General features: G+C 51.0%; 23 protein-coding genes, 1 tRNA gene and 2 pseudogenes. 16 read left to right on the top strand and 10 right to left on the bottom strand.

Annotation, left to right across the window (positions count from 1 at the left end; all coding sequences use genetic code 11):
* Positions 1-6: 6 nt before the first annotated feature.
* The 5 genes from frdA to FCH32_RS09660 all read left to right on the top strand — a co-directional run bounded on the left by frdA (position 7) and on the right by FCH32_RS09660 (position 3,937).
* Entirely contained in the window at positions 7-1,797 is a 1,791-nt protein-coding gene (gene frdA / locus FCH32_RS09640; protein ID WP_117342443.1) for a fumarate reductase (quinol) flavoprotein subunit, read from the top strand.
* Positions 1,790-2,524, top strand: a complete 735-nt coding sequence (gene frdB / locus FCH32_RS09645) for a fumarate reductase iron-sulfur protein (protein ID WP_096758601.1) — start codon at positions 1,790-1,792, stop codon at positions 2,522-2,524. The genes frdA and frdB overlap by 8 nt, the downstream gene beginning before the upstream one ends.
* A gap of 10 nt (positions 2,525-2,534) precedes the next feature.
* Positions 2,535-2,930, top strand: a complete 396-nt coding sequence (gene frdC / locus FCH32_RS09650) for a fumarate reductase subunit FrdC (RefSeq protein WP_003025537.1) — start codon at positions 2,535-2,537, stop codon at positions 2,928-2,930.
* Positions 2,931-2,940: 10 nt separating this feature from the next.
* On the top strand, positions 2,941-3,297 hold the full coding sequence (frdD, locus tag FCH32_RS09655) for a fumarate reductase subunit FrdD (protein WP_003025535.1): 357 nt from the start codon (positions 2,941-2,943) through the stop codon (positions 3,295-3,297).
* A gap of 106 nt (positions 3,298-3,403) precedes the next feature.
* Positions 3,404-3,937 carry a lipocalin family protein gene (locus FCH32_RS09660; protein ID WP_115259631.1) on the top strand — a complete coding sequence of 178 codons (534 nt, stop codon included), beginning with the start codon at positions 3,404-3,406 and terminating at the stop codon, positions 3,935-3,937.
* On the opposite strand, the gene sugE is transcribed toward FCH32_RS09660, so the two are convergent.
* The gene (gene sugE, locus FCH32_RS09665; protein WP_016151397.1) at positions 3,934-4,251 is read right to left on the bottom strand and encodes a quaternary ammonium compound efflux SMR transporter SugE; all 318 of its coding nucleotides are present in this window, start codon (positions 4,249-4,251) and stop codon (positions 3,934-3,936) included. The two genes, FCH32_RS09660 and sugE, sit on opposite strands and share 4 nt — an antisense overlap.
* 259 nt (positions 4,252-4,510) lie before the next feature.
* Between sugE and FCH32_RS09670 the strand changes: the two genes are divergently transcribed.
* Complete coding sequence (locus tag FCH32_RS09670) at positions 4,511-5,110, top strand: helix-turn-helix domain-containing protein (protein ID WP_174360810.1); 600 nt, start codon at positions 4,511-4,513, stop codon at positions 5,108-5,110.
* Between the two features lie 30 nt (positions 5,111-5,140).
* Here the strand turns inward: FCH32_RS09670 and ecnB are convergent, their stop codons facing one another.
* From ecnB to efp, 3 genes are all read right to left on the bottom strand, one after another.
* Positions 5,141-5,287 (bottom strand): lipoprotein toxin entericidin B, encoded by a 147-nt coding sequence (ecnB, locus tag FCH32_RS09675; protein ID WP_096758604.1) that lies wholly within the window; start codon positions 5,285-5,287, stop codon positions 5,141-5,143.
* A gap of 107 nt (positions 5,288-5,394) precedes the next feature.
* Positions 5,395-5,529, bottom strand: a complete 135-nt coding sequence (ecnA, locus tag FCH32_RS09680) for a lipoprotein antitoxin entericidin A (RefSeq protein WP_043018154.1) — start codon at positions 5,527-5,529, stop codon at positions 5,395-5,397.
* Between the two features lie 56 nt (positions 5,530-5,585).
* Positions 5,586-6,152, bottom strand: a complete 567-nt coding sequence (gene efp, locus FCH32_RS09685; protein ID WP_096758605.1) for an elongation factor P — start codon at positions 6,150-6,152, stop codon at positions 5,586-5,588.
* Between the two features lie 40 nt (positions 6,153-6,192).
* Between efp and epmB the strand changes: the two genes are divergently transcribed.
* Positions 6,193-7,221 carry an EF-P beta-lysylation protein EpmB gene (epmB, locus tag FCH32_RS09690; protein WP_096758606.1) on the top strand — a complete coding sequence of 343 codons (1,029 nt, stop codon included), beginning with the start codon at positions 6,193-6,195 and terminating at the stop codon, positions 7,219-7,221.
* 183 nt (positions 7,222-7,404) lie between these two features.
* Entirely contained in the window at positions 7,405-8,268 is an 864-nt protein-coding gene (yjeJ, locus tag FCH32_RS09695; RefSeq protein WP_135912696.1) for a YjeJ family protein, read from the top strand.
* Positions 8,269-8,356: 88 nt separating this feature from the next.
* Here yjeJ and FCH32_RS09700 read toward each other — a convergent pair whose 3' ends face one another.
* The 3 genes from FCH32_RS09700 to FCH32_RS09710 form a co-directional block, all read right to left on the bottom strand.
* Positions 8,357-8,710 carry a DUF4156 domain-containing protein gene (locus FCH32_RS09700; RefSeq protein WP_042999161.1) on the bottom strand — a complete coding sequence of 118 codons (354 nt, stop codon included), beginning with the start codon at positions 8,708-8,710 and terminating at the stop codon, positions 8,357-8,359.
* 186 nt (positions 8,711-8,896) lie between these two features.
* Positions 8,897-10,543 (bottom strand): chaperonin GroEL, encoded by a 1,647-nt coding sequence (gene groL / locus FCH32_RS09705; protein ID WP_096758608.1) that lies wholly within the window; start codon positions 10,541-10,543, stop codon positions 8,897-8,899.
* 43 nt (positions 10,544-10,586) lie between these two features.
* Positions 10,587-10,880: a co-chaperone GroES gene (locus FCH32_RS09710; protein WP_000027827.1), complete on the bottom strand. Its 294-nt coding sequence runs from the start codon at positions 10,878-10,880 to the stop codon at positions 10,587-10,589.
* A gap of 275 nt (positions 10,881-11,155) precedes the next feature.
* Between FCH32_RS09710 and yjeH the strand changes: the two genes are divergently transcribed.
* Complete coding sequence (yjeH, locus tag FCH32_RS09715; RefSeq protein ID WP_174360811.1) at positions 11,156-12,418, top strand: L-methionine/branched-chain amino acid transporter; 1,263 nt, start codon at positions 11,156-11,158, stop codon at positions 12,416-12,418.
* 53 nt (positions 12,419-12,471) lie between these two features.
* On the opposite strand, the gene FCH32_RS09720 is transcribed toward yjeH, so the two are convergent.
* Positions 12,472-12,951, bottom strand: coding sequence for an FxsA family protein (locus FCH32_RS09720; RefSeq protein WP_115259635.1), 480 nt, complete (start codon positions 12,949-12,951; stop codon positions 12,472-12,474).
* A 339-nt stretch (positions 12,952-13,290) separates the two neighbouring features.
* Between FCH32_RS09720 and aspA the strand changes: the two genes are divergently transcribed.
* The 7 genes from aspA (at position 13,291) to FCH32_RS09755 (ending at position 21,186) form a co-directional block, all read left to right on the top strand.
* The gene (aspA, locus tag FCH32_RS09725; protein ID WP_096758611.1) at positions 13,291-14,727 is read left to right on the top strand and encodes an aspartate ammonia-lyase; all 1,437 of its coding nucleotides are present in this window, start codon (positions 13,291-13,293) and stop codon (positions 14,725-14,727) included.
* A 114-nt stretch (positions 14,728-14,841) separates the two neighbouring features.
* A complete protein-coding gene (gene dcuA, locus FCH32_RS09730) occupies positions 14,842-16,143 on the top strand; it encodes an anaerobic C4-dicarboxylate transporter DcuA (RefSeq protein ID WP_135323446.1) in 1,302 nt (433 codons plus the stop codon).
* Between the two features lie 128 nt (positions 16,144-16,271).
* Positions 16,272-16,619, top strand: a complete 348-nt coding sequence (cutA, locus tag FCH32_RS09735; protein ID WP_096758613.1) for a divalent cation tolerance protein CutA — start codon at positions 16,272-16,274, stop codon at positions 16,617-16,619.
* Positions 16,595-18,304, top strand: a complete 1,710-nt coding sequence (locus FCH32_RS09740) for a protein-disulfide reductase DsbD (protein WP_174360812.1) — start codon at positions 16,595-16,597, stop codon at positions 18,302-18,304. Before cutA ends, FCH32_RS09740 begins: the two co-directional genes overlap by 25 nt.
* 35 nt (positions 18,305-18,339) lie before the next feature.
* Positions 18,340-18,915: a transcriptional regulator gene (locus FCH32_RS09745; protein ID WP_174360813.1), complete on the top strand. Its 576-nt coding sequence runs from the start codon at positions 18,340-18,342 to the stop codon at positions 18,913-18,915.
* A gap of 67 nt (positions 18,916-18,982) precedes the next feature.
* Entirely contained in the window at positions 18,983-20,995 is a 2,013-nt protein-coding gene (locus tag FCH32_RS09750) for a DUF1176 domain-containing protein (protein WP_174360814.1), read from the top strand.
* A 115-nt stretch (positions 20,996-21,110) separates the two neighbouring features.
* Positions 21,111-21,186 (top strand) — tRNA-Phe (locus FCH32_RS09755).
* A gap of 436 nt (positions 21,187-21,622) precedes the next feature.
* Here the strand turns inward: FCH32_RS09755 and FCH32_RS23520 are convergent.
* Both FCH32_RS23520 and FCH32_RS23125 read right to left on the bottom strand, forming a co-directional pair.
* Positions 21,623-22,804 (bottom strand): annotated as a pseudogene (locus FCH32_RS23520) (calcium-binding protein); the annotation flags it as partial.
* A 63-nt stretch (positions 22,805-22,867) separates the two neighbouring features.
* Positions 22,868-25,387, bottom strand: a pseudogene (locus FCH32_RS23125) (peroxidase family protein); the annotation flags it as partial.
* Positions 25,388-26,525: the final 1,138 nt, after the last annotated feature.

The following is a 26,525-nucleotide window of genomic DNA, read 5'->3' on the forward strand; positions in this document are numbered from 1 at the left end:
AATGTCGTGCAAACCTTTCAAGCCGATCTTGCCATTATAGGCGCCGGTGGCGCGGGATTACGTGCTGCAATTGCTGCCGCACAAGCAAATCCCAACGCTAAAATCGCACTGATCTCAAAAGTGTACCCAATGCGCAGCCATACCGTTGCTGCCGAAGGCGGCTCTGCTGCTGTCGCGCAGGATCATGACAGCTTTGACTACCATTTTCACGATACGGTAGCTGGCGGAGACTGGCTGTGTGAGCAGGATGTCGTGGATTACTTTGTCCACCACTGCCCAACTGAAATGACGCAACTGGAACAATGGGGTTGCCCATGGAGCCGTCGTGAAGACGGTAGCGTCAACGTACGTCGCTTCGGCGGTATGAAAATTGAGCGCACCTGGTTTGCCGCGGATAAGACCGGCTTCCACATGCTGCATACGCTGTTCCAAACGTCTTTGCAGTTCCCGCAAATTCAGCGCTTCGACGAACACTTCGTCCTGGACATCCTGGTTGATGACGGTCAGGCTCGCGGCCTGGTTGCGATGAACATGATGGAAGGCACGCTGATGCAAATCCGTGCTAATGCGGTTGTCATGGCAACAGGCGGCGCTGGCCGTGTGTACCGTTACAACACCAACGGCGGCATCGTTACCGGCGACGGTATGGGCATGGCACTGAGCCACGGCGTTCCGCTGCGTGATATGGAATTCGTTCAGTATCACCCGACTGGTCTGCCAGGCTCCGGTATCCTGATGACCGAAGGCTGCCGCGGTGAAGGCGGTATTCTGGTCAACAAAGATGGCTATCGCTATCTGCAGGACTACGGCATGGGTCCGGAAACCCCACTGGGCGAGCCGAAGAACAAATACATGGAACTGGGTCCGCGCGACAAAGTTTCTCAGGCCTTCTGGCACGAATGGCGTAAAGGCAACACCATTTCCACACCACGTGGCGATGTGGTTTACCTCGACCTGCGTCACCTCGGTGAGAAAAAACTGCTCGAGCGCTTACCGTTCATCTGCGAACTGGCGAAAGCCTACGTGGGTGTCGATCCGGTTAAAGAACCGATCCCGGTACGTCCGACCGCGCACTACACCATGGGCGGTATTGAAACCGATCAGCACTGTGAAACCCGCATTAAAGGTCTGTTCGCCGTTGGTGAATGTTCCTCTGTTGGTCTGCATGGCGCTAACCGTCTGGGTTCTAACTCTCTGGCAGAACTGGTGGTCTTTGGCCGCATGGCGGGTGAACGTGCAGCAGAACGCGCTGCAACGGTAGGCGCAGCAAACGGTGCCGCACTCGACGCACAGGTTGCTGGCGTTGAAAAACGTCTGAAAGATCTGGTGAACCAGGAAGGTAACGAAAACTGGTCCAAAATCCGCGACGAAATGGGTCTGTCCATGGAAGAAGGTTGCGGTATCTACCGTACGCCGGAACTCATGCAGAAAACCGTTGATAAACTGGCCGAACTGCAGGAACGTTTCAAGCGCGTACGTATCACCGATACCTCCAGCGTCTTCAACACCGACTTGCTGTACACCATCGAACTGGGTCATGGTCTGAACGTTGCTGAATGTATGGCGCACTCTGCGCTGGCACGTAAAGAATCCCGCGGCGCGCACCAGCGTCTGGATGAAGGCTGCACCGAGCGTGATGACGTTAACTTCCTCAAACACACTCTCGCCTTCCGTGATGCTGACGGCACAACTCGCCTGGAATACAGCGACGTGAAAATCACCACTCTGCCGCCAGCTAAACGTATGTACGGTGGCGAAGCGGAAGCAGCCGATAAGAAGGAGAAGGCGAATGGCTGAGATGAAAAACCTGAAAGTTGAGGTGGTGCGCTATAACCCGGAAACCGATACCGCGCCGCACAGTGCTTTCTATGAAGTTCCTTATGATGAAACCACATCTCTACTGGATGCGTTGGGTTACATCAAAGATAACCTGGCACCGGACCTGAGCTACCGCTGGTCCTGCCGTATGGCAATTTGCGGCTCCTGCGGCATGATGGTCAACAACGTGCCTAAACTGGCGTGCAAAACCTTCCTGCGTGAATACACCAACGGTATGAAGGTTGAAGCGCTGGGCAACTTCCCGATCGAACGCGATCTGGTCGTCGATATGACGCACTTTATCGAAAGCCTGGAAGCGATCAAGCCGTACATCATTGGTAACCCGCGTACTCCGGATCAGGGTCCAAACACCCAGACTCCGGCGCAAATGGCGAAGTATCATCAGTTCTCCGGTTGCATCAACTGTGGTCTGTGCTATGCCGCGTGCCCGCAGTTCGGCCTGAACCCAGAGTTCATTGGACCGGCTGCAATCACCCTGGCGCATCGTTATAACGAAGATAGCCGCGACCACGGTAAGAAGGAGCGTATGGCTCAGTTGAACAGCCCGAACGGCGTCTGGTCCTGTACTTTCGTGGGCTACTGCTCCGAAGTCTGCCCGAAACACGTCGATCCGGCTGCGGCCATTCAGCAGGGTAAAGTTGAAAGTTCAAAAGACTTTCTTATCGCTACCCTGAAACCACGCTAAGGAGTGCACGATGACGACTAAACGCAAAGCCTATGTGCGGCCAATGACGTCCACTTGGTGGAAAAAACTGCCATTTTATCGTTTTTACATGCTGCGTGAAGGCACGGCAGTTCCGGCAGTCTGGTTCAGCATTGAACTGATTATCGGCCTGTTTGCACTCAAGCATGGTGCAGAGTCCTGGATGGGTTTTGTCGCCTTTTTACAAAACCCGGTGGTGGTAATTCTTAATATTATCGCCCTGGCTGCAGCGCTGCTGCATACCAAAACCTGGTTTGAGCTGGCGCCAAAAGCTGCCAACATCATCGTAAAAGACGAAAAAATGGGGCCAGAGCCGATCATCAAAGGTCTCTGGGCAGTTACTGTGGTTGCGACAGTAGTAATACTGTTTGTTGCCCTGTTCTGGTAAGGAGTCCGGAATGATTAATCCAAATCCAAAACGCTCTGACGAACCCGTATTCTGGGGCCTGTTTGGTGCAGGCGGTATGTGGAGCGCTATCATTGCGCCGGTGATGATCCTGTTGGTAGGCATTATGCTGCCGCTGGGCTTTGTTCCTGATGCTTTCAGCTATGAACGCGTACTGGCATTTGCTCAGAGCTTCATCGGACGTGCGTTCCTGTTCCTGATGATCGTTCTGCCGCTGTGGTGTGGTTTACACCGTATGCACCACGCGATGCATGACCTGAAAATCCACGTGCCGGCTGGCAAGTGGGTATTCTACGGTCTGGCTGCGATCCTGACCGTTGTAACGGCGATTGGTATTCTGACCATCTAATCGCTCCGCCCTCTTATCATCCGGTAAGAGGGCGTTTTTTCGCTCTCTCTTCCCTTAATTCCCCGCCAGGTTCTACACTTAGGAAAAACCTTAAAAGGAAAATCCTATGCGCTTGCTGCCTGTAGTTGCTGCCGTTACGGCTGCATTTCTGGTTGTCGCTTGCAGCTCCCCTACGCCGCCTGCAGGCGTGACCGTTGTCAATAACTTTGACGCTAAACGCTATCTCGGAACCTGGTACGAAATCGCGCGCTTCGATCATCGCTTCGAACGAGGACTGGAAAAGGTCACTGCAACCTACAGCTTACGCGATGACGGGGGTATCAACGTCATCAACAAAGGCTACAACCCCGACAGAAGCATGTGGCAAAAAACGGAAGGCAAGGCTTATTTCACTGGTGATCCTACGCGAGCGGCGCTGAAGGTGTCGTTCTTCGGTCCATTCTACGGTGGGTATAACGTGATTGCTCTCGATCGGGAGTATCGCCACGCGCTGGTTTGTGGCCCGGATCGCGACTACCTGTGGATCCTCTCACGTACCCCCACTATTTCAGACGAGATGAAACAGCAAATGCTGGCAGTCGCGGCCCGGGAAGGGTTTGAAGTGAACAAGCTAATTTGGGTAAAACAGCCTGGCGCTTAGTGGGTACTGAGCTTCAGACCAATAATTCCGGCGACAATCAGACCCAGACTCAGCAAACGTGCCGGACTGGCGGATTCCCCCAGCAGCAGGATACCGGTAATGGCCGCCCCTACCGCACCAATACCGGTCCAGACCGCATAAGCTGTTCCAACGGGCAACGTTCGCATCGCCCAGGAAAGCATGGCGATACTGACGATCATGGCCACAATGGTAATAATGCTCGGCGTCAGACGGGTAAAACCGTGGGTATATTTCAGGCCAATTGCCCATACGACTTCAAGCAGGCCAGCAATCAATAAAACGATCCAAGACATATCAGGCTCCAGAATAACAATGGGGCCGTCCCCGGTGAGAGAAGCGTTTGCAGGTCGTCCTACAACGCTGAAGTATGAAAAAGCATTTTTGCCCGAAAGAAAATGAATTTCAACATTTTTATCCATTGCCTGCTTAAAGCAAGAATTGAGCACAAATAGCAGCGTAGTTCACGCATTTGGCTGCCATTGGTCTTATCTATGATAAATGGCTTTCTGAAGTCAGGAAGCCGTTTTTCCCACTTCTGAATGCGAAAAGTTTATGCATAAAATTTTAGTGATTGACCGGTGCCACTTTACCCGTACAGGGGTCGAGGCCTTGCTTAATCATTCTGGTAGGTTTAATTCGTCGTTTCTGGTATCAGGAATCAATAACCTCTTACTGGCAAAAGAACATATTTCGCAGTGGAAACCGCATCTGGTGATTGCAGATTTATATGGTTTTCTCAGCGATGTACATGCCAGTCCGCCGATTGCGCCTTTTTTTATGAGCTGTGGTCTGATCCCCCTGATTTTACTGCAATCAGGAGACAGAAAGCCTGTACCCGCTCACAACCCGCAATACGCCGTCCATTCGGTATTATCCAAACGCACTACGCTCTCTGAGTTGTCAGACAGTATTCAGGATGCTCTCTGCGTTCGTCCTGCGCTAAAGACCACTAAAAACGCGACACCGCTGCTTACGCCGCAGGAAGAGAAAGTACTGTCGATGTGGATGGATGGCGTGAGTAACACTGCGATAGCCTCGGCCCTCGGCATTCATGGCAAGACGGTTTACACCTATAAACGCAACATTCGCATCAAGCTGCATTTAGGAAACCGCTTTTCACCGTTTCTGTCGCTACCGGGGAAAATGAATTAACGGTACGACAGAGCGTCGTACCGTTCATGATTATTGCTGAGCTTTTGTCGCTGCACCAGAGATTGCGCTACCGCCTTCAGAAATATCCTGCCCAACACCTTTTGTTGTATTACACGCAGTCAACACTGAAGAAAGAACCAACACAGAAAAGAGCGCTGCAATTGTCTTTTTAACCATAACGTCTTCCTTTTCTAGCCAATATTGTTTGTGTATAGCTACTTAATGATAGACAAGATCCGGAAGGATGACGGAAAAACGCAGATTTTTAAGACAATATGACAGGCTCAACTGGCCGCGTGAGAGATTGAATTACCAAGATGTTTGATGTCTTCACCGAAGCCACGTGCGGTATTACAGCCCGTCAGGAGTGTGCTGGTGAACAGGATAAGCATTACAAGACCGAGAAGACGTTTCATCATTCCTGCCCTGGAAAAGTATGGCGCAGCAGCCTGCGCCATCGATCAAATAGGATGTATTACTTAACGCGGGAAACGTATTCGCCTGAACGCGTATCCACTTTGATCACTTCGCCGATCTGTACGAACAGCGGAACTTTAACAACTGCGCCGGTGGACAGCGTCGCTGGTTTGCCACCCGTACCCGCGGTGTCACCTTTCAGACCCGGGTCAGTTTCAACGATTTCCAGCTCAACAAAGTTCGGTGGGGTCACGGAGATAGGCTGACCATTCCACAGGGTCACGATGCACTCAGCCTGATCCAACAGCCATTTAGCGCTATCGCCTACCGCTTTCGCGTCAGCAGCCAGCTGTTCGAAAGTGGAGTTGTTCATGAAATGATAGAACTCACCGTCGTTGTACAGGTAAGTCAGGTTCATATCTACAACGTCTGCGCCTTCAGCGGAGTCGGTGGATTTGAAGGTTTTCTCTACACGAGTACCGGTCAGCAGGCGGCGCAGCTTAACGCGCGCGAAAGCCTGGCCTTTACCCGGTTTAACGAATTCACTGGCTTCAACCGCATAAGGTTCGCCGTCCATCATGATTTTAAGACCGGCACGAAAATCGTTGCTATAGTAAGTCGCCATAAGGCCCTCTGAAATTGTTAACTGGTAGCTTAGCCACAAAATGGCGCATATTGTAACCCTAAACACCCCATCCAGAGAAGATTGGTTAGTACAACTTGCCGATGTTCTCACCGATCCGGATGAACTATTACGTCTTTTGAATATAGACGCTGATGAAAATATGCTCGCAGGTCGTGAGGCAAAACGTCTTTTTGCCCTGCGCGTCCCGCGATCGTTTATCGCGCGGATGGAAAAAGGCAACCCCAACGATCCGCTGCTGCGCCAGGTACTCACCTCCCAAGATGAATTTGTCGCCGCGCCAGGATTCTCGACCGACCCGCTGGAAGAACAGCACAGCGTCGTGCCGGGATTACTACATAAGTATCGTAATCGGGCGTTGCTGCTGGTAAAAGGCGGATGCGCGGTCAACTGTCGCTACTGCTTCCGTCGCCATTTCCCTTATGCCGATAACCAGGGGAATAAGCGTAACTGGCAGATTGCGTTAGATTACATCGCGGCGCACCCGGAGCTGGATGAGATTATCTTCTCCGGCGGCGATCCGTTAATGGCCAAAGACCACGAACTGGACTGGTTGCTCACGCAACTGGAAGCCATCCCACATATTAAGCGCCTGCGTATTCACAGCCGTTTGCCGATTGTCATCCCGGCGCGAATTACCGACGGATTGGTCGAGCGTTTTGCTCACTCTTCTCTGCAAGTTCTGCTGGTGAATCACATTAACCACGCCAACGAAATTGATGAGACATTTCGTCAGGCGATGGCAAAACTGCGTCGGATTGGCGTCACACTGCTCAACCAAAGCGTGTTATTGCGCGGCGTGAACGATAACGCCCAGACGCTGGCGAATCTTAGCAACGCGCTATTTGATGCCGGCGTGATGCCCTATTACCTGCACGTGCTGGATAAGGTGCAAGGGGCCGCACACTTTATGGTCAGCGACGATGAAGCGCGTCAAATCATGCGAGAACTGTTGACGCTGGTGTCTGGCTATATGGTCCCCAAACTGGCGCGTGAAATTGGCGGAGAGCCCAGTAAAACGCCGCTGGATCTGCAATTACGTCAGCAATAATCCAAATGAGTGTCCGTTTTCGGACACTCACTGCCAAATAATATAATTTCAATTTATTCAGTCCTTCTCTGACTTTTAATTTATGTTATTTTAGCGATAGCTATCTTTTAATGTATTTATAAATCATATAAATAAATCAATATTTAGTTTTCCGTTGAATATTAGGTGAGAGAGAGAACCGCCGTGGCTATAACGATTAAAGGTATTAATACGGGCATTATTCGTCAAAAAAATGAGTTCATTGCGCTGGCATTAAAGATAAAGGAACCCAGAAATAAAGAGTCGCTGTTTTTTCTGTCACCATTCGGGCTACGAGACCTGCTTATCGCGCTGGAGAGCAGACTGCATACCAAGCACCTGTTGGGCGAGGATGCGCGTCTGCAGTATGAAAAAGCACGTGACAAAGTCAGTCAAAAAATGCATGAAAACATGCCATTAATTCAGGAGGATGAACTTAAAAATGCGGATATTAATCGTCGGATAAATTCACTGGTATTAGTAAGCGACGAAGGCGAAAACTTAACGCTCTCTCTTACACTGCATAATGGTCGAGTTTGCGAGCTATTAATTAATGAACTACAAATTACGGTACTGGCACATGCAATTATTCACGCAATAAATAATGCAGGGATGCGCGAATTAGCACTGCGTATCACATCGTTATTAGATTTCCTGCCTCTGTACGACATTGATTGCCTGGATAACGATAATCTTGAATACGATGCCTATACACAATCAGAATGGAAACATAATCTGTTTAATCATTATCTGGCTGTCATCTATCGCTATCAAGATAAAGCAGGGAAAGTTCGGTTCTGTGGTTCAGTGGTGAAAACTCGAGCCCCTTCGGATGATAAAGACGTAGAAGCGATCTCTCGTCGGCTTATCGACTTCAGCCCACGGCTAAAAAAACTGGCCGGTGTACCGTGCAAAGTGTTTGTCAGAACACTCACGGGGGATAAAACACAAAAGCTGACACAGGATCAGTGCCTGCGCGCGCTGCATCATTTACGCCTACAGTCTGCCAGTAAAGCGCAGAATGCCTGATGGCGCTGCGCTTATCAGGCCTACGCTCATGTGTACCGTAGGCCGGATAAGACGCTTCAGCGTCGCCATCCGGCATCAACAGCGTTTATCAATTAGGGCACTTATAAACCTGACCAATCATCTCGCTGGCGGTTGGGACAAAACTCGACAACATACCTTGTGATGGGCTGCTTACACCATAAATCACATTACCGCCCATTGCCGCAGCCTGGTTACGCAGATCGTTCGCCGCGCCGCGCATAGAGCCGCCCTCTTCGCCGTGCTGACCAGAAAGCCAGTTGCTCTGCTTACCTGTTGCGGTACCAATCAGCTGGCACTCGGCACCTGGCTTCTCTTCAACGAAGCGTACGCTTTGTCCGGCTGAACTCAGTTCGTTGCTGGAGCTACAACCCGCCATCAGTAGCGCGGCACCAACGATCCCTGCTAAATATTTCACGTGCATGTTATTCCCCATAATCAATGCGCTGGACGTTTTGTCCGTAGCTGAATCATATACTAAAAAGATGACCAAAAGAAAAACCCCCGGACATTTCTGCCCGGGGGTTTCTCATTTTTCGCGAGATGCGTATTTAATCAAATAATTCAAGTTGCAGCCAACGAACCTGCGGCTTGAAGTATGAAGATTAAATTACATCATGCCGCCCATTCCGCCCATGCCGCCCATACCACCAGCAGCACCTAAGTCAGCGGAATCGCCTTTCGGCAGGTCGGTTACCATGCACTCGGTGGTGATCATCAGACCCGCAACAGAAGCCGCGTACTGCAGAGCAGAACGGGTTACTTTAGTCGGATCCAGGATACCCATGTCGATCATGTTGCCGTATTCTTCAGTTGCAGCGTTGTAACCGTAGTTACCGTCACCCGCTTTCACGGTGTTAGCGACAACAGACGGTTCTTCGCCGCAGTTCAGAACGATCTGACGCAGCGGGGATTCCATTGCGCGCAGCGCAACTTTGATACCCACGTTCTGGTCTTCGTTCTGACCACGCAGTTCGCTCAGTTTGGATGCTACGCGGATCAGCGCAACACCACCACCAGCAACCACGCCTTCTTCTACCGCAGCACGGGTCGCGTGCAGGGCATCTTCAACGCGTGCTTTCTTCTCTTTCATTTCAACTTCGGTAGCAGCACCCACTTTGATGACTGCAACGCCGCCTGCCAGTTTCGCTACGCGCTCCTGCAGTTTTTCACGGTCGTAGTCAGAAGTTGCTTCTTCGATCTGCTGGCGAATCTGGGTTACACGACCCTGGATTGCCGCTTCTTCGCCCACACCATCGATGATGGTGGTGGTGTCTTTGTTGATCACAACGCGTTTTGCCTGGCCCAGATCTTCCAGGGTCGCTTTTTCCAGCTCCATACCGATCTCTTCAGAGATAACGGTACCGCCGGTCAGGGTCGCGATATCCTGCAGCATAGCTTTACGGCGGTCGCCGAAGCCAGGTGCTTTAACCGCAGCCACTTTCACGATGCCACGCATGGTGTTAACGACCAGGGTAGCCAGCGCTTCGCCTTCAACATCTTCAGCAATGATCAGCAGCGGTTTGCCTGCTTTCGCAACGGCTTCCAGAACCGGCAGCATTTCGCGGATGTTGGAGATTTTCTTATCAGCCAGCAGGATGAACGGCGTTTCCAGTTCTACTGCGCCCGTTTCCGGCTTGTTGATGAAGTAAGGAGACAGGTAGCCACGGTCGAACTGCATACCTTCAACTACGTCCAGTTCGTCCTGCAGACCGGTACCGTCTTCAACGGTGATCACGCCTTCTTTACCGACTTTGTCCATCGCTTCTGCGATCAGTTTACCTACGGTTTCGTCGGAGTTAGCGGAGATGGTACCAACCTGAGCAATCGCTTTAGAGTCGGAGCACGGTACGGACAGGGCTTTCAGTTCTTCAACCGCAGCAGCGACAGCTTTGTCGATACCACGTTTCAGATCCATCGGGTTCATACCCGCAGCAACAGCCTTCAGGCCTTCAGTGATGATGGACTGAGCCAGTACGGTCGCAGTAGTCGTACCGTCACCTGCAGCGTCGTTCGCTTTAGAGGCAACTTCTTTCACCATCTGCGCGCCCATGTTTTCGAACTTGTCTTCCAGCTCGATTTCACGTGCTACGGAAACACCATCTTTAGTGATAGCTGGGGCACCGAAAGATTTATCCAGAACCACGTTACGGCCTTTCGGACCGAGGGTAACTTTTACTGCGTCTGCCAGTACGTTCACGCCGCGCAGCATTTTCACACGAGCGTCGTTACCGAATTTTACGTCTTTAGCTGCCATTTTCTCTTTCCCTTAAATTCGTATGTTCAGTGTCGTTCGCGGATTAAGCTTCAACAATCGCCAGGATGTCACTTTCAGACATGATCAACACTTCTTCATTGTCGATCTTCTCAGATTTAACACCGTAGCCATCGTTGAAAATGACGATATCGCCAACTTTCACGTCCAGCGGCTGTACGGTACCGTTGTCCAGGATGCGACCCTTACCGACAGCGATGATTTCGCCACGAGTTGATTTACCCGCTGCGGAACCGGTCAGTACGATGCCGCCAGCAGATTTGGATTCAACTTCTTTACGTTTGACGATCACACGATCATGTAACGGACGAATACTCATTGATAGCTCTCCTTTGAGAAAGTCTTTATCAGTTATGGGTGGCGCCGGCCCGTGAACGGTTTACCGGCTAGTGACCAGAGAGATGGGGATGGGGTTTTCTCCCTTCAAGGGGGCAAGCGAAAAATTTTTTTTATCAGGAGAAAATCCCGCCAAAACACCGACACACCTCACATTTAATACCGATTTCAGTCACGTCGTCATAAGCAAATCCGATTGTGATACCATCGAAAATCTGCGCTGTAGCCTATTTAACGGGCATAATCGGATAACAATTTATGAGTGGACTGAAGCAAGAGCTGGGGCTGGCTCAGGGCATTGGCCTGTTGTCGACATCATTGTTAGGGACAGGCGTTTTTGCTGTTCCCGCATTGGCTGCCCTGGTGGCGGGTAACAATAGCCTGTGGGCCTGGCCGGTCCTCATTCTTCTAGTCTTCCCCGTAGCGATTGTCTTTGCCGTGCTCGGTCGCCATTACCCCAGCGCCGGCGGTGTGGCACATTTTGTCGGCATGGCCTTTGGCTCTCGCCTGGAGCGTGTTACCGGCTGGCTGTTTTTATCGGTGATTCCGGTCGGGCTGCCAGCGGCATTGCACATTGCCGCCGGATTCGGTCAAGCCATGTTTGGCTGGCATGGCTGGCAGCTTTTGTTGGCAGAACTCGGTACGCTGGCGTTGGTTTGGTATGTGGGTTCCCGCGGTGCCAGCTCCAGTGCAAACCTGCAAACGGTCATCGCCGGGCTGATTGTTGCCCTGATCGTTGGCATCTGGTGGGCGGGTGAACTTAAACCCGGCGAAATCCCCTTTCCTGCCATTACCGATATTGAACTGCCTGGGCTATTCGCGGCGCTGTCGGTGATGTTCTGGTGTTTTGTCGGTCTTGAAGCATTCGCACACCTGGCCTCGGAGTTCAAAAAACCGGAGCGAGACTTTCCCCGTGCACTGATGATCGGCCTGCTACTGGCCGGTTCAGTCTACTGGGCATGTACGGTCGTGGTACTACATTTTGGCGCCTATGGTGAGCAAATGGCTGCGGCGGCATCGCTACCTAATATTGTCGTACAACTGTTTGGCGTACAAGCTCTGTGGGTCGCCTGCATCATTGGTTATCTGGCCTGCTTTGCCAGCCTGAACATTTATATTCAGAGTTTCTCCCGCCTGGTGTGGTCGCAAGCGCAATATAAGCCGGAGAGTTACCTGGCTCGCTTGTCCCCTCGCCATCTTCCGCGCAATGCTTTGAACGCGGTGTTAGCTTGCTGCGTGGTCAGCACATTGTGCATCTATATACTGCAAATCAACCTCGATGCATTAATCATCTATGCCAACGGCATCTTTATTATGATTTATCTGCTGTGCATGCTGGCAGGGTGCCGACTGCTAAAAGGACATTATCGTGCGTTGGCGGTGATTGGCTGTCTGTTGTGCCTGTTGCTGCTGGCAATGGTTGGCTGGAAGAGTCTGTATGCACTGGTTATGCTGGCAGGACTGTGGTTGTTTTTACCCCGCAGGCCGGATAAGGCCGTTACACCGCAATCCGGCAAGTAAAGCCTCGTTGCCGGATGATGCCGCTCACACGGCGTATCCGGCCTACAACGTCATTAATCCCGACGGTCGTCGTCTTTATGATCAAGGCGGTTGCGCTCATCATCTTTACGCTGGAACTCACCGTCAAAGGTCTCGCCCCCACCAGTTCCTGCACTAAAGCCGCCCCCCGGCATACGAGAAAAGCGCAGGTGCGGCAGCAGCTTCATGGTCAGATGCTTCTGCACCGGAGGTAATAAAAGAAGAAGACCAAGGAAATCGGTGAAGAAGCCCGGCAGCACCAGCAGCAAACCAGCAATAATCAGCGACACGCTCTTGATCATTTCTTCAGCAGGACTTTCACCCGCCGCCATTTTTTGTTGCATCAACAAAAAGTTCTTAAACCCTTGGTTACGAACCAGAGACATACCGATAACCGAGGTAAAAATGACCAAAATCAGCGTCATCAGAACACCCATAACATGGGCAACCTGAATGAAAATAGATATCTCTATGTAAACATAGAGAAAAATGGCAAGTAATGGTATCCAGCGCAAAGGACTCTCCTGTAAATAACAGCCGTTTTCGCCACGTCTGTCCGAATGGTTATGTGACTCGCATCGGAAAGATGTGGGGGGAATTAGCAAAATTTCAAGCGGGTTCTACACTTATTTTTGGTATTAATCCTAAAGGGGTGATCCATTTCACAGAATAATAATTAAGGGGTAATTTCCGCGTTTTAAGTGATCCAGATTACGGTAGAAATCCTGAACCAGCATATGATCTCGGGTATCAGACCGATGCAGGGGATAATCGTCGGTCGAGAAACAATCGAAATCACATATATCCTGTGTGTTTAGTAAAAAATCATTGGCAGCTTGAAAAAGAAGGTTCACATGTTAAACAACATTCGTATCGAAGAAGACTTGTTGGGTACCAGGGAAGTTCCAGCGGACGCCTACTACGGTGTTCATACTCTGAGAGCGATTGAAAACTTCTACATTAGCAACAACAAAATCAGCGATATCCCTGAATTTGTTCGCGGTATGGTAATGGTGAAAAAGGCAGCGGCCCTGGCCAACAAAGAGCTGCAAACCATTCCTAAGAGTGTGGCAAATGCCATCATCGCAGCATGTGATGAAGTTCTGAATAACGGAAAATGCATGGATCAGTTCCCGGTAGATGTTTACCAGGGTGGTGCGGGTACCTCCGTCAACATGAACACCAACGAAGTGCTGGCCAATATCGGTCTGGAACTGATGGGTCACCAGAAAGGTGAATATCAGTACCTGAATCCGAACGACCACGTGAACAAATGTCAGTCTACCAACGACGCTTATCCGACCGGCTTCCGTATCGCTGTTTACGCATCCATCATCAAACTGATTGATGCCCTTAACCAACTGCGTGAAGGCTTCGAACAAAAAGCTGTTGAATTCCAGGACATCCTGAAAATGGGTCGTACCCAGTTGCAGGATGCTGTACCGATGACTCTCGGTCAGGAATTCCGTGCTTTCAGCGTTCTGTTGAAAGAAGAAGTGAAGAACATTGGCCGTACTGCTGAGCTGCTGCTGGAAGTTAACCTCGGCGCAACCGCAATCGGTACAGGTCTGAACACCCCGAAAGAGTACTCTCCGCTGGCTGTACAGAAACTGGCTGAAGTGACTGGTTTTGCCTGTGTTCCGGCTGAAGACCTGATTGAAGCAACGTCCGACTGTGGCGCATACGTTATGGTGCACAGCGCACTGAAACGCCTGGCTGTTAAGATGTCCAAAATCTGTAACGACCTGCGTTTGCTCTCCTCTGGCCCACGTGCCGGCCTGAACGAGATCAACCTGCCGGAACTGCAGGCGGGCTCTTCCATCATGCCAGCAAAAGTAAACCCGGTTATCCCGGAAGTCGTCAACCAGGTGTGCTTTAAAGTCATCGGTAACGACATCACCGTCACCATGGCGTCTGAAGCAGGTCAGCTGCAGTTGAACGTTATGGAACCGGTTATTGGCCAGGCGATGTTTGAATCTATCCACATCCTGAGCAACGCTTGCTATAACCTGCTGGAAAAATGCGTTAGCGGCATTACGGCTAACAAAGAAGTGTGTGAAGCATTCGTGTATAACTCTATCGGTATCGTGACCTATTTGAACCCGTTCATCGGTCACCACAACGGCGATATCGTCGGTAAAATCTGTGCCGAAACCGGTAAGAGCGTGCGTGAAGTTGTCCTTGAACGTGGCCTGCTGACCGAAGCTGAGCTGGACGATATCTTCTCTGCTCAGAACCTGATGCACCCTGCTTATAAAGCAAAACGTTATACTGATGAAAGCGAACAGTAATCGTGTAGGGTAGTACCAGAGAAGGCACGTCAGATGACGTGCCTTTTTTCTTGCACGAAGTTACTTAAAAACAACAATTTAATATCAACTTGTTAAACAACAAGGAAGGCTAATATGATAGTTTTAGAACTTATCATCGTTTTGCTGGCAATCTTTTTAGGTGCCAGACTTGGGGGTATCGGTATTGGATTTGCAGGTGGGCTGGGTGTTCTGGTTCTCGCCGCTATTGGCGTAAAACCGGGTAACATTCCGTTCGATGTTATTTCCATTATCATGGCGGTCATCGCTGCCATTTCTGCTATGCAGATTGCAGGTGGTCTGGACTATTTGGTTCACCAAACTGAAAAACTGCTGCGTAAGAACCCAAAATACATCACGATCCTTGCACCGATCGTGACCTATTTCCTGACTATCTTTGCAGGTACAGGCAACATCTCTCTGGCAACGCTGCCGGTTATCGCTGAAGTGGCGAAGGAACAAGGCATCAAACCTTGCCGTCCGCTGTCTACTGCAGTGGTTTCTGCACAGATTGCGATTACTGCGTCGCCAATCTCCGCAGCTGTGGTGTACATGTCTTCCGTCATGGAAGGTCATGGCATCAGCTACATCCACCTGCTGTCCGTGGTCATTCCGTCCACGCTGCTGGCGGTACTGGTGATGTCCTTCCTGGTCACTATGCTGTTCAACTCCAAGCTGTCTGACGATCCGGTTTACCGTAAACGTCTGGAAGAAGGCCTGGTCGAACTGCGCGGTGAAAGACAAGTTGAAATCAAAGCGGGCGCAAAAACTTCCGTATGGTTGTTCCTGCTGGGCGTAGTTTGCGTGGTGGCTTACGCCATTATCAACAGCCCAAGCCTCGGTCTGGTCGCTAAACCGCTGATGAACACTACCAACGCCATCCTGATCATCATGCTGAGCATCGCGACGCTGACCACGATCATCTGCCGCGTTGAAACGGACTCTATCCTGAACTCCAGCACCTTCAAAGCCGGTATGAGCGCCTGTATTTGTATCCTGGGCGTTGCGTGGCTGGGTGATACTTTCGTTTCTCACAACATTGACTGGATCAAAGACACTGCAGGTAGCGTTATTCAGGGCCATCCGTGGCTGCTGGCTGTCATCTTCTTCTTTGCTTCTGCACTGCTGTACTCTCAGGCAGCAACGGCAAAAGCTCTGATGCCGATGGCTCTGGCGCTGAACGTTTCTCCGCTGACCGCTGTCGCATCTTTCGCGGCGGTTTCTGGCCTGTTCATTCTGCCAACTTACCCTACGCTGGTTGCGGCGGTTCAGATGGATGACACCGGGACAACCCGCATCGGTAAATTCGTCTTTAACCATCCGTTCTTCATCCCGGGTACGCTGGGTGTGGTACTGGCTGTCTGCTTCGGCTTCCTGCTGGGCAGCTTCATGCTGTAAGCTTTACCTGCAGGGCGCCTGTGCGCCCTGCAGTTCCTCTCTCCCGTCTCGCTTTGACTAACATCCTTCTTCCGTCCGTTGTATAGTGACTCCTCTCTTGCTGGTTACTCTGTGCTTTCGAGGTGTTTATGCTTGATGTAAAGAATCAGGATATCTCCATCCCCGATACCGTTGTCGTGCTCTGTACCGCCCCGGATGAAGCAACCGCTCAGGATCTGGCCGCTAAAGTACTGGCGGAAAAACTGGCCGCCTGCGTCACACTGCTGCCCGGCGCTACCTCCCTCTATTATTGGGAAGGCAAGCTGGAGCAGGAATATGAAGTCCAGATGATCTTAAAAACCGCAGTTTCACACCAGCAAGCACTTCTCGATTGCCTGAAGTCACATCACCCGTACCAAACACCTGAACTTCTGGTTTTACCCGTCACTCACGGAGATTTTGATTACCGCTCATGGCTCAACGCATCCTTACGCTGATCCTGCTGCTCTGCAGCACATCAACTTTTGCTGGCTTATTTGACGCACCAGGTCGCTCGCAGTTTGTCCCGGCCGACCAGGCATTTGTGTTCGATTTTCAGCAAAACCAACACGATCTGAACCTCTCCTGGCAGGTCAAAGACGGCTATTATCTTTATCGTAAACAGATAAGCATAACCCCATCTCAGGCCGAGACTGCCGAGGTAAAATTGCCGCCCGGGGTCTGGCATGAAGATGAGTTTTACGGCAAAAGTGAAATTTATCGTCAGCAGTTGACTATCCCTGTCACCGTCAAGCAGGCTGCTGCGGGTGCGACGCTAACGGTTACCTACCAGGGCTGTGCCGACGCCGGGTTCTGTTATCCGCCTGAGACAAAAACCGTGCCGTTACGTGAAGTGGCGGCCAGTGCAGAAGCACCACCGACGACCTCTTCAGCAACGGTATCGCCAGAAGAACAACCACAACCCACGACCCAACTGCCGTTCTCCGCATTGTGGGCACTGCTGATCGGGATTGGTATTGCCTTTACACCTTGCGTCCTGCCGATGTACCCGCTGATTTCCGGTATCGTGCTAGGTGGAAAACAGCGTTTATCAACCGGACGAGCACTACTGCTAACCTTTATCTATGTCCAGGGAATGGCGCTCACCTACACCGCGCTGGGTCTGGTGGTTGCCGCTGCGGGGTTACAGTTCCAGGCGGCGCTACAGCATCCTTATGTCCTGGTTGGCCTTGCTATCGCCTTTACGCTGCTGGCTTTATCGATGTTTGGCCTGTTCACGCTACAGCTGCCTTCATCACTGCAAACACGCCTCACGTTAATGAGTAACCGTCAGCAAGGCGGCTCTCCCGGCAGCGTATTTACAATGGGGGCGATTGCCGGTCTGATCTGTTCGCCTTGCACCACCGCCCCACTGAGCGCAATTCTGCTGTATATCGCTCAGAGCGGAAACATGTGGCTAGGCGGCGGCACGCTGTATCTGTACGCGCTGGGAATGGGACTGCCCCTGATGCTCATTACCGTCTTTGGTAACCGTCTGCTACCGAAAAGCGGCCCGTGGATGGAGCATGTCAAAACCGCCTTTGGTTTTGTCATCCTGGCGCTTCCCGTATTTTTACTGGAACGTATTATCGGTGACGAGTGGGGGATCCGCTTGTGGTCGTTACTCGGCGTCGCGTTCTTTAGCTGGGCCTTCATTACCAGTCTGCAAGCCAAACGCCCATGGATGCGCCTTGTGCAAATAGCCCTGCTCGCCGCCGCTCTGGTGAGCGTACGTCCCTTGCAGGACTGGGCATACGGTACGCCGCATGCCCAAACGCAGGCGCATCTGAACTTCAAACCCATCGCCACGGTTGATGCGTTAAATCAGGCGCTGGCAGAGGCAAAAGGTAAACCGGTGATGCTGGATCTGTACGCCGACTGGTGCGTGGCCTGTAAAGAGTTTGAGAAATACACCTTCAGCGATCCGCAGGTTCAGCAGGCATTAAGCAACACGGTATTGCTGCAGGCGGACGTCACGGCCAATAACGCTCAGGATGTCGCTCTGCTGAAACATTTGCAGGTTTTAGGGCTCCCCACGATCTTGTTCTTTGATACCCAGGGGAAAGAGCAGCCTAACGCGCGGGTAACCGGCTTTATGGATGCCGCAACTTTTAGCGCACATTTGCACGATCGCCAACCGTGAGCGACACTTGCAAAAGGAAAACGGAGGAGAATACCGTGCAACGTGAAGATGTCCTGGGAGATGCCCTGAAATTACTTGAGGTTCAAGGGATAGCCAATACCACGCTGGAAATGGTGGCCGACCATATTGATTATCCGCTTGATGAGCTGCAGCGCTTCTGGCCCGATAAAGAGGCCATTCTGTACGATGCTCTGCGTTATCTCAGCCAGCGGGTAGATATCTGGCGGCGTCAGTTACTGCTTAATGACACCCTGAGCGCTGAGCAGAAGTTACTGGCTCGCTATAGTGCCCTGGCAGATTGTGTGAGCAATAACCGTTACCCCGGCTGCCTGTTCATCGCCGCCTGTACCTTCTACCCTGACCCTGGCCACCCTATCCATCAACTTGCGGATCAACAAAAAAAGGCGGCACATGATTTTACCCATGAACTGCTGACGACGCTGGAAGTTGACGACCCGGCGATGGTCGCCAAACAGATGGAACTGGTGCTTGAAGGTTGCCTGAGCCGCATGCTGGTCAATCGTAGCCAGGCCGACGTGGAAACGGCACACCGGCTGGCGGAAGACATCCTGCGCTTCGCCCAATGCCGACAGGGTGGTGCGCTGACCTGATTCGGATTTCGTAACTTGTCTAAACCGCATATAATTTCGGCAACACCGATATATTAAAAGGAATTATATGCGTCTTGTTCACTGCATCCTCCTCGCAGGTTTTATCTCTGCTCCCCTGTATGCCAATCCATTAACCGGTTTTTCGTTTGCACATAAAGACTGGGAAGTTGCGTGTGATAATACGGGGACCTGCCGAGCGGCGGGTTATAGTGACCATGCGGTAAGCGTCCTGCTCACTCGTGCGGCGGGTCCTGATACCCGCGTTTATATCGAGGTAGCTTTTGCACAGCGCGCGACGGATCAGCCCGCCCTGAAAGACGCCACGCTTTTTATTGATGGCCAAAAGCAAGGCGGATTAACTTTTTCCGCAGAGGGGTATTTCAAACTCGACTACCAACAGCGAAAGGTGTTTCTGGACGCCTTACGTCAGGACGATACTATTGAGTTTGCAGTAGGAGGGGAACGGTTACCGCTTTCTAATGCAGGTTCAAACGCTGTGCTACTGAAAATGGATGAATTCCAGAAACGCATCAATACCCAAAGCGCTCTGCTGCATCCAGGAAATAAAAGCAATAATGATGTGCTTAACGCTGAGACTGCCCCACTCATCATCACCCAACCTGTCATCCGCGAGCCGGACGTAGAACCGTTAACGACCGCACAGCGACAAAAAATAGAATCCCAAATCAGGGTCACTCCCGAGATGAATTGCCGCGAACTAGCAGAGGGTCAGGAACACATTTACTACCGCATTCCGGTGGATAAACAACATATACTCATTCAAACCGAATGCTTTGATAGCTCGCGTACCATCTTTTGGCTAACCAATACTGGGCTAACGGCTTCGCCTAAACTGATCACCAGTGATGCCAGTGAATATGAAAACGGTGAGATAGCCCGTTTCAGCGGTCCCATTCAGCGCTGGGTCTGGGATGGTAACAACTTCACCTTACGCGACGAATACCGCAGCGGCGGACAGGGAAACCTTTCTGTCGGCGGTGTCTGGACGCTCCCTACGTTCGTCAGCAACGTACGTTCTCAGTCTGATATCGACACGGATAACACAGCTTTAAAAACGCTACGTAGCGCCGTAGAGAGGATGCAAAAAAGCGCTCCGGACTTAGAGCTGAGCAAAATCGCCAGTCAGTTCCCATTAACCGGCCAAATCACTGATTTCAGGATCTCTTACGCTGAAGATTCAACAGAACCAACCGCAAAACCCTCCCCTGAGATTAGCGATGATGAGTGGCAGGCCTTTTCCTGCACAACGATTAGCGCCGATTCGGAAAATGGTGACGTAAACTTTACGCTTATTGATCTGGATGGCGACGGTAAACGCGATCTCATCATCGACAGTTACGTCGGCGGCACAGGGCTATTCAGCTACACCGGCGTACTCAAGCGCGGTGATGATGCCTTTTTCGTCGTTAATGGCAAACAGGATGACGATGACTTTGGCGTACCCGGGGCGCTATTTTCGGAAAATGGACGCGGCGCCAACCAATGGAGCCAATGGGTACGTATCAACAGTAAGGTTTACGCTCTCTGGTACAACGGCTTATATAATGAAGAGAAGCTTTATCTGTTACGTCCATTTATCGCAGACGATAAGGCTCCTGTCATAACTGTCCACTATCGCTATGAATACGATATGAATTCAATCCAGCCACAGGAAGAAGGACACCCCCTAATCCCGAAATTGAATGCCAAAGACAAAACAAAGCTCATTAACGAACTGAATAAAATGCAAAGCATGCTTTTACCAAACCAACAGGCAAGTGACAGCGTTTCCTCAATCTGCCCAATCCCGGCCGGTACGCTGCCGGAAGACGCGGACAATTACAATGCGGGGATTGCAGGGAATTACACGTCTGAACCTGTTGCTGCCATTCCTGTATGGGTAAATGGAGACTGCCTTATCGGTTCTGTCGAGAGTTATTTTGGTAGAGGGGAGTTCATCATTCTCCTTTCACCAAAAGATCAGGATATTGTCGGAGAGTACTCGGTCACAGGCACGCGCCATGTAACGTCCATAAAAAGTGGCTGGAATCCCCGCGAAGGAGATAACGGTGTGCTGTAATTTTGAGCAAAACCCCCGAGAAAACAGCGAAATCGTCGCATAGTTAAGCAACTAAATGGAAAAGCAAGAAATTTGGTTGACGGGATGTCCAGATTACGGTTTAATGCGCCCCGTTGCCCGGATAGCTCAGTCGGTAGAGCAGGGGATTGAAAATCCCCGTGTCCTTGGTTCGATTCCGAGTCCGGGCACCACTATTTAGAAAAACCAGCCTAAGGGCTGGTTTTTTGCTTTCTGGGGTTACGGTAGATTTCTGGTCACTTTGACCGCTGATGTCATTACCTAGCTTTCGCCATCCAGTCTGAGGATATTGATGGCACTGAAAAATTTGTGACCTTTTTTAAGTTGTCCACTCAGGATTTCTGTAACTTCTTTGCGCTTCCTTTCCTTGTGGCTCATTCAGATTTAATGGAGAGCATTAAACTATATTGCTTTCGGAATAAAATAATCCTGAACGCCTTATCTTGATAGCCTCGATTTTGGGTATAGAACCTATTCACATCGGTAGAGGCGCCAGCATAAGCAAATGGATAACGCGACTAAAAAAATAGCGTTATAAAGGTAGCTTTCGTTCCCTTTAATAACTTATTTAGTGTTGTTGGCGTATGCTGGCGCGACATCGTCGTCTCCTTATCCGATTAGAATAAAATCATCAATATTGACGCTTTTAGAGTTTACGTTTTCTAAAGTAATGACATTGGCATTAACAGGATCGCCGATGGTAATTACGGTACTGTTACCGGTTCCCCCGGCAATCTTGACGCTGCTGGCAAAATTCGCCACACCAATGCCGAATAAACTCACATCGAGGTAATCCTGTCCGCCGCTGGGGTTACTGTCGAAGCCGCTGGTAATACGGTCTCGCCCAAAGCCTGCGCTAAAGACGAAGGTGTCATTTCCGGCACCACCGGTCATGATATCGTCACCCTGGCCCCCCTCGAGTCTGTCGTTACCCGCTCCACCTGTCAGTTTATCGTTACCGGCCCCGCCCTGAAGGTTATCGGCACCGTCACCCCCATCAAGAGCGTCATTTCCTGCCCCACCGTTGAGCGTGTCGTTTCCTCCCATCCCATACAAAAAGTCATTACCGCTGCCACCGGTGATGGTGTTGGCAATGGCATTACCTCTGCCGGTAAACGCGCCTGTCCCGGTGAACACCAGGGTTTCAACGTTATTGGTCAACGTGTAATTGTGGAGGGTGGTCTGGACAGCATCTGTCCCGCCATTAAGACCTTCTGTGACGACGTCTCCATTATTATCAACAATATAGGTGTCATTGCCGAGGCCGCCCACCATCACATCAGCCCCTTCGCCACCGTCAAGTCTGTCGTTACCCGCTCCGCCTGTCATTTTATCGTTACCGGTCCCGCCCTGAAGGTTATCAGCACCCTCCCCCCCATCAAGGACGTCATTTCCTGCCCCGCCATTGAGCGTGTCGTTTCCTCCCATCCCATACAAAAAGTCATTACCATTGCCACCGGTGATGGTGTTAGCAATGGCATTCCCTCTGCCGGTAAACGCGCCTGTCCCGGTGAACACCAGGTTTTCAACGTTATTGGTCAACGTGTAATTGTGGAGGGTAGTCTGGACAGTATCTGTCCCGCCATTAAGACCTTCTGTGACGACGTCGCCATTATTATCAACAATATAGATGTCATTGCCGACACCGCCCACCATCACATCGGCCCCGAGGCCGCCGTTGAGAATATCGTTGCCAGCCCCACCGTTGAGCGTATCGTTGCCGCCCCCGCCATTCAGGACGTCGTTGCCGAGCCCACCATTCAGGATGTCAATGCCGTTCCCACCATTCAGGACGACGTTATTGTGGGCAATGACCGGCGGTTTATCGAGCTGACTCGTCCCGAAGATGTTCTCGGGAAGATTGGTCAGGCCCGTGTTGCGTGCCACGATCCCGGCAAAACCCTGTTCCTCGATAACCTCGTAGAGGTCCAGATGCTCCACGCGATCGAGATAATACAGCCGGTCACCTTCCTGGATGCGGTCAAGTTGTTCGTGGATGATGACCCAGAAGGTCTGGCCAACCACACCACCATTGATGTGCTTCTCGGCGAGTCCGCCAACGAACAGATCCACTCTGTCGATACCTTTGACGGTGTTTCCGTTGACCAATTTATAGCCAGGATTCGCCGCCAGGAAGTCTGCAATTTGACTATCCTCTAGTACGAGGTCGGGATAGGCCTTCTTGAATTGCGCAATGACGGTGTCGCTGAGATTGTTCCGTGCCTGGAAGTCTTCCCATGAACCGTAGGGTGTGAGATCACCAGCAAAGCTGACCGCCTCTTTGACGTACGGATCGAGAGAGGCCATCAGGTCGGCCCGGATCTGGTTCATCGAACCCAGACCAACGTCCCACTCGCGGGCGACGTCGAAGGCGAACACGTCAGCACTCATACGAACAAGGTCGTTGCGCACAGCATCGACGATATTGACGTCGACTTCTTCCGCAGGCTGGACAACACCCCCGGCAATGATCCCGGCGGCACCCAGTTGCTCATAGCCTGGCTGTGGAGAGTAAGGCAATTGCGATTTGGGGAAGTTAAACGCGCTCGTATCGTTGGTCGGGTTGAGGAACGCGTCGAACAGCGGCACCTGCGTTGCATTGCCCTCAGCGTCGAGCACCGTCAGCGTCTGCCCTATCAGCGAATGCCCGAACCGGTAAGCGGCAACCGCGAACTCGTGCGAGACTCGTGCATCCACTTCCGGATTGTACTCGGCGAAGCCGTGATCGCCCTCACCTCTCATGCCACCAAGCAACTTGTCGGCAAAGTCGGTGTAAATAACGCGCTGATATTCAGCTTCGTTAATGATCTTGGCAGCCTGGAACAGCTCTTCAGCTGTTCCATTAAATCCGGCTTCGAGCAATGCGTTGACATGGAAGTTGTGATTCCGTTCCCAGATGTTGTGGATCGCGGTTAGTGCGATGTTTTCGTTCGCACGTCCATCACCCGCCACGTAGTGGTCGAGCAGGTTGATAAAGGGGTTGGTGTCGAGCAGCAGTGCAAAGCCACTTCCCATGAAATTAGAGGTCATGGCAGGAAGCATCGCTTGGTTGATAACGCCATTGCTATCGACCAGTCCGGCGAAGTACTCCCGGAAGGCTACGCGGTGGTCGCCCGGCAGCGAGCTGTCGGTGAACAGCGTGTTGTTGTTCCAGTGATGCAGGATCAGTTCACTCAGCGTGGGCAGTAGCTTGAAATTTGGATTTGATGGATCCACTCCGCCCTCTAACAGCTTGCCCGTAAACCCGCCCAGTCCATCACCTTCTCGCAGGAACTGGCCGACGAGTTCGTTAGAGCCATAAGTTTGGTTCTGGTCAGCGAATGGCGATGTCTTATTGAGATGCTGCGGGATTCCATTGGCATCAATACTGTCAACGGTGCCACGAGTCAGGTCCGCGGGGTTTGGAACCGAGCCCGGAGCGCCAATCTGGATCGTTCCATGACCTCCCTTACCGAGGAAATCGAGACCGTGATCGAAGTACTGACCGAAGGCCGTGAATAAGCTGTTCACGCCAGCGGCATTGCCGGACAGGTTTGCTTCCTGTGCACCAAGGGCATCGCTGATGGCTCGCGGATCCAGCCCGGAGAACAAGGGGTTGATGTCGCGGTTTTGGGTCGTCTCATTCCAGGCGCCGTAGTGCGCGTCGGTGAGCCGTATGAACGGCTGATCGGCTGATCCATAGTCAAGGTGAACCCGGTTATTACCGGTACCTTCGAGATCTCGGATCCCGAGCGCATCGTTGTCTTCCCCTCCTTCAAGCCCTTTGACGAGATTCTTCAGGTTGGCGACATCACTGGCGGTGAGAGGGAAAGCACCGTCGCCGCCGACATCGTCATTGTCATCGTCATCGTCATCGGCTTCCGTCGACGTTTCCTTGCGTGCTAAGACAATGGGATCGGTAGGTTTCAACTTGGTGTTTATGCCATCATGCACCGTGATCTTGTCCTGAGTTAGCGTAGAAGCCTTGGATCTCGGTGCCAGCTCAATCACCTCCTGCGGCGTCGGCGTGCCAAACACATCATCCAGACTTATGCCGAGCACCGGATCGGTCTCTTTGTTCACTTCAACTGCGGATAAGAAATTGGCGGTCCGGTTGCTGATAATCCATGACGGCGGATCTATAACCGACCATATCCCAGCGTATCCCGCCTGAAATGAGGAATCAAAAAAGCGCAGGAAGGAAAAGTCTGTAACACCAAACTTGCCTTGCCCTGTGACCAGGTTGTTAAAGCTAGCATCGAAGGTTCGCATACTGAATGGCACAAGATGGTTAGATAATATATTGAAGTTGAGATCGTCGACATCCATTTGTGCTATAGATATTTGTTTGAGGGTATATTTCAGGTCAGGTTTTATGACATTCTTCATTTTCATTTCTCTCAGTAATGATTATGAAAGGCACGAAAAGGCGAAGCCGGTAAGCGGCACTCGAATTACGCGCCTGGAATTGCTAACTGAGCGAATAGGTAGAGCGACTTCGAGCTCCGGGTGGACGCACAACCTATATATCACCCTTTAACGTCACAAAAGACCCTATGATAGATATGCTCAGCCCCCACTGGAAAATCGCGACGACTTACTTTGCCAAACTGATAGCAGGCTTCAGACAAGCGACCCCTTAATATTGAATAAAGCCAAAAAAATAACATCCGTCAATTAGTAGCAACTATTTTTAAATTTCGAATGGCAAAAAAATCATCAATATTACATAGCTAATACATCACCCAGAATTTAATCGATCATTACTGTGTTAACAGTCGCACATTAATTTCCTTTAAATTCAATATCCTACAAAAACCCATTCAGACAAGTATTGAATAAATCATAAAGAAAAAATTGAACACCCATCAAGCCGCACTAATAAAAATGATATAAAAGTTTAAATGGCGACAATAAAAATAATACATCCTCATTACCGCGCTGCTGAAATTCCGGAGCTAAACTATTTTAATATATCATTACCAACATAAATGAAGTCATTATATGTAATGTTAAATTTTCTTATGCGGTTTAAATTATGATTTTCCTGACTGGATTATACGGAATAGCCTCGGATTTCCTGGAGGTTTTACTGGATAACGTCGGAATGTAAGGACGCGCGGAAAATTCAGATGACTTCCTTGAAAGAAGTTATGTCGCGATAGGATCGAAGCTAAATAGGGTACACTGGCAAGATGGACATTTAACAGCCAAATTTGACATGAGTTTTGATAATCCCCGTGTCCTTGGTTCGATTCCGTGTCCAGCACCACTATTTAGAAGAACCAGCCTACGGGCTGGTTTTTTGTTATTGTATTTCCCAAGGCTTTTCAGCCAATCCCAAGCCATCTCCTTATCAATTACCCGCAACCGTCGCTGCTACCCCCCATAAATTAATGGGCAGTTAGATTTTATAATTAAAGAAGAATGCTTTGTCGTTCACGGGCAGGATAAAGGACATTTTACGCGGACAGAAGAGAGGCTTTCGCTGGACAGATACGGCGCTGACGCGGCCATCCACCCGCTTTCACAT

The sequence above is a fragment of the Citrobacter gillenii genome, from assembly GCF_013337685.1.
GTDB lineage: Bacteria > Pseudomonadota > Gammaproteobacteria > Enterobacterales > Enterobacteriaceae > Citrobacter > Citrobacter gillenii.

Bases quoted from the DNA above. Each gene is read 5' to 3' on its own strand.
- FCH32_RS09700 (WP_042999161.1), bottom strand. From the start codon at position 8,710: ATGCACGTGAAATATTTAGCAGGGATCGTTGGTGCCGCGCTACTGATG.
- groL (WP_096758608.1), bottom strand. From the start codon at position 10,543: ATGGCAGCTAAAGACGTAAAATTCGGTAACGACGCTCGTGTGAAAATG.
- FCH32_RS09660 (WP_115259631.1), top strand. From the start codon at position 3,404: ATGCGCTTGCTGCCTGTAGTTGCTGCCGTTACGGCTGCATTTCTGGTT.
- ecnA (WP_043018154.1), bottom strand. From the start codon at position 5,529: ATGATGAAACGTCTTCTCGGTCTTGTAATGCTTATCCTGTTCACCAGC.
- cutA (WP_096758613.1), top strand. From the start codon at position 16,272: ATGCTTGATGTAAAGAATCAGGATATCTCCATCCCCGATACCGTTGTC.
- FCH32_RS09740 (WP_174360812.1), top strand. From the start codon at position 16,595: ATGGCTCAACGCATCCTTACGCTGATCCTGCTGCTCTGCAGCACATCA.
- aspA (WP_096758611.1), top strand. From the start codon at position 13,291: ATGTTAAACAACATTCGTATCGAAGAAGACTTGTTGGGTACCAGGGAA.
- FCH32_RS09670 (WP_174360810.1), top strand. From the start codon at position 4,511: ATGCATAAAATTTTAGTGATTGACCGGTGCCACTTTACCCGTACAGGG.
- yjeH (WP_174360811.1), top strand. From the start codon at position 11,156: ATGAGTGGACTGAAGCAAGAGCTGGGGCTGGCTCAGGGCATTGGCCTG.
- epmB (WP_096758606.1), top strand. From the start codon at position 6,193: ATGGCGCATATTGTAACCCTAAACACCCCATCCAGAGAAGATTGGTTA.
- frdC (WP_003025537.1), top strand. From the start codon at position 2,535: ATGACGACTAAACGCAAAGCCTATGTGCGGCCAATGACGTCCACTTGG.
- ecnB (WP_096758604.1), bottom strand. From the start codon at position 5,287: ATGGTTAAAAAGACAATTGCAGCGCTCTTTTCTGTGTTGGTTCTTTCT.
- dcuA (WP_135323446.1), top strand. From the start codon at position 14,842: ATGATAGTTTTAGAACTTATCATCGTTTTGCTGGCAATCTTTTTAGGT.
- efp (WP_096758605.1), bottom strand. From the start codon at position 6,152: ATGGCGACTTACTATAGCAACGATTTTCGTGCCGGTCTTAAAATCATG.
- FCH32_RS09710 (WP_000027827.1), bottom strand. From the start codon at position 10,880: ATGAGTATTCGTCCGTTACATGATCGTGTGATCGTCAAACGTAAAGAA.
- sugE (WP_016151397.1), bottom strand. From the start codon at position 4,251: ATGTCTTGGATCGTTTTATTGATTGCTGGCCTGCTTGAAGTCGTATGG.
- frdB (WP_096758601.1), top strand. From the start codon at position 1,790: ATGGCTGAGATGAAAAACCTGAAAGTTGAGGTGGTGCGCTATAACCCG.
- FCH32_RS09750 (WP_174360814.1), top strand. From the start codon at position 18,983: ATGCGTCTTGTTCACTGCATCCTCCTCGCAGGTTTTATCTCTGCTCCC.
- frdD (WP_003025535.1), top strand. From the start codon at position 2,941: ATGATTAATCCAAATCCAAAACGCTCTGACGAACCCGTATTCTGGGGC.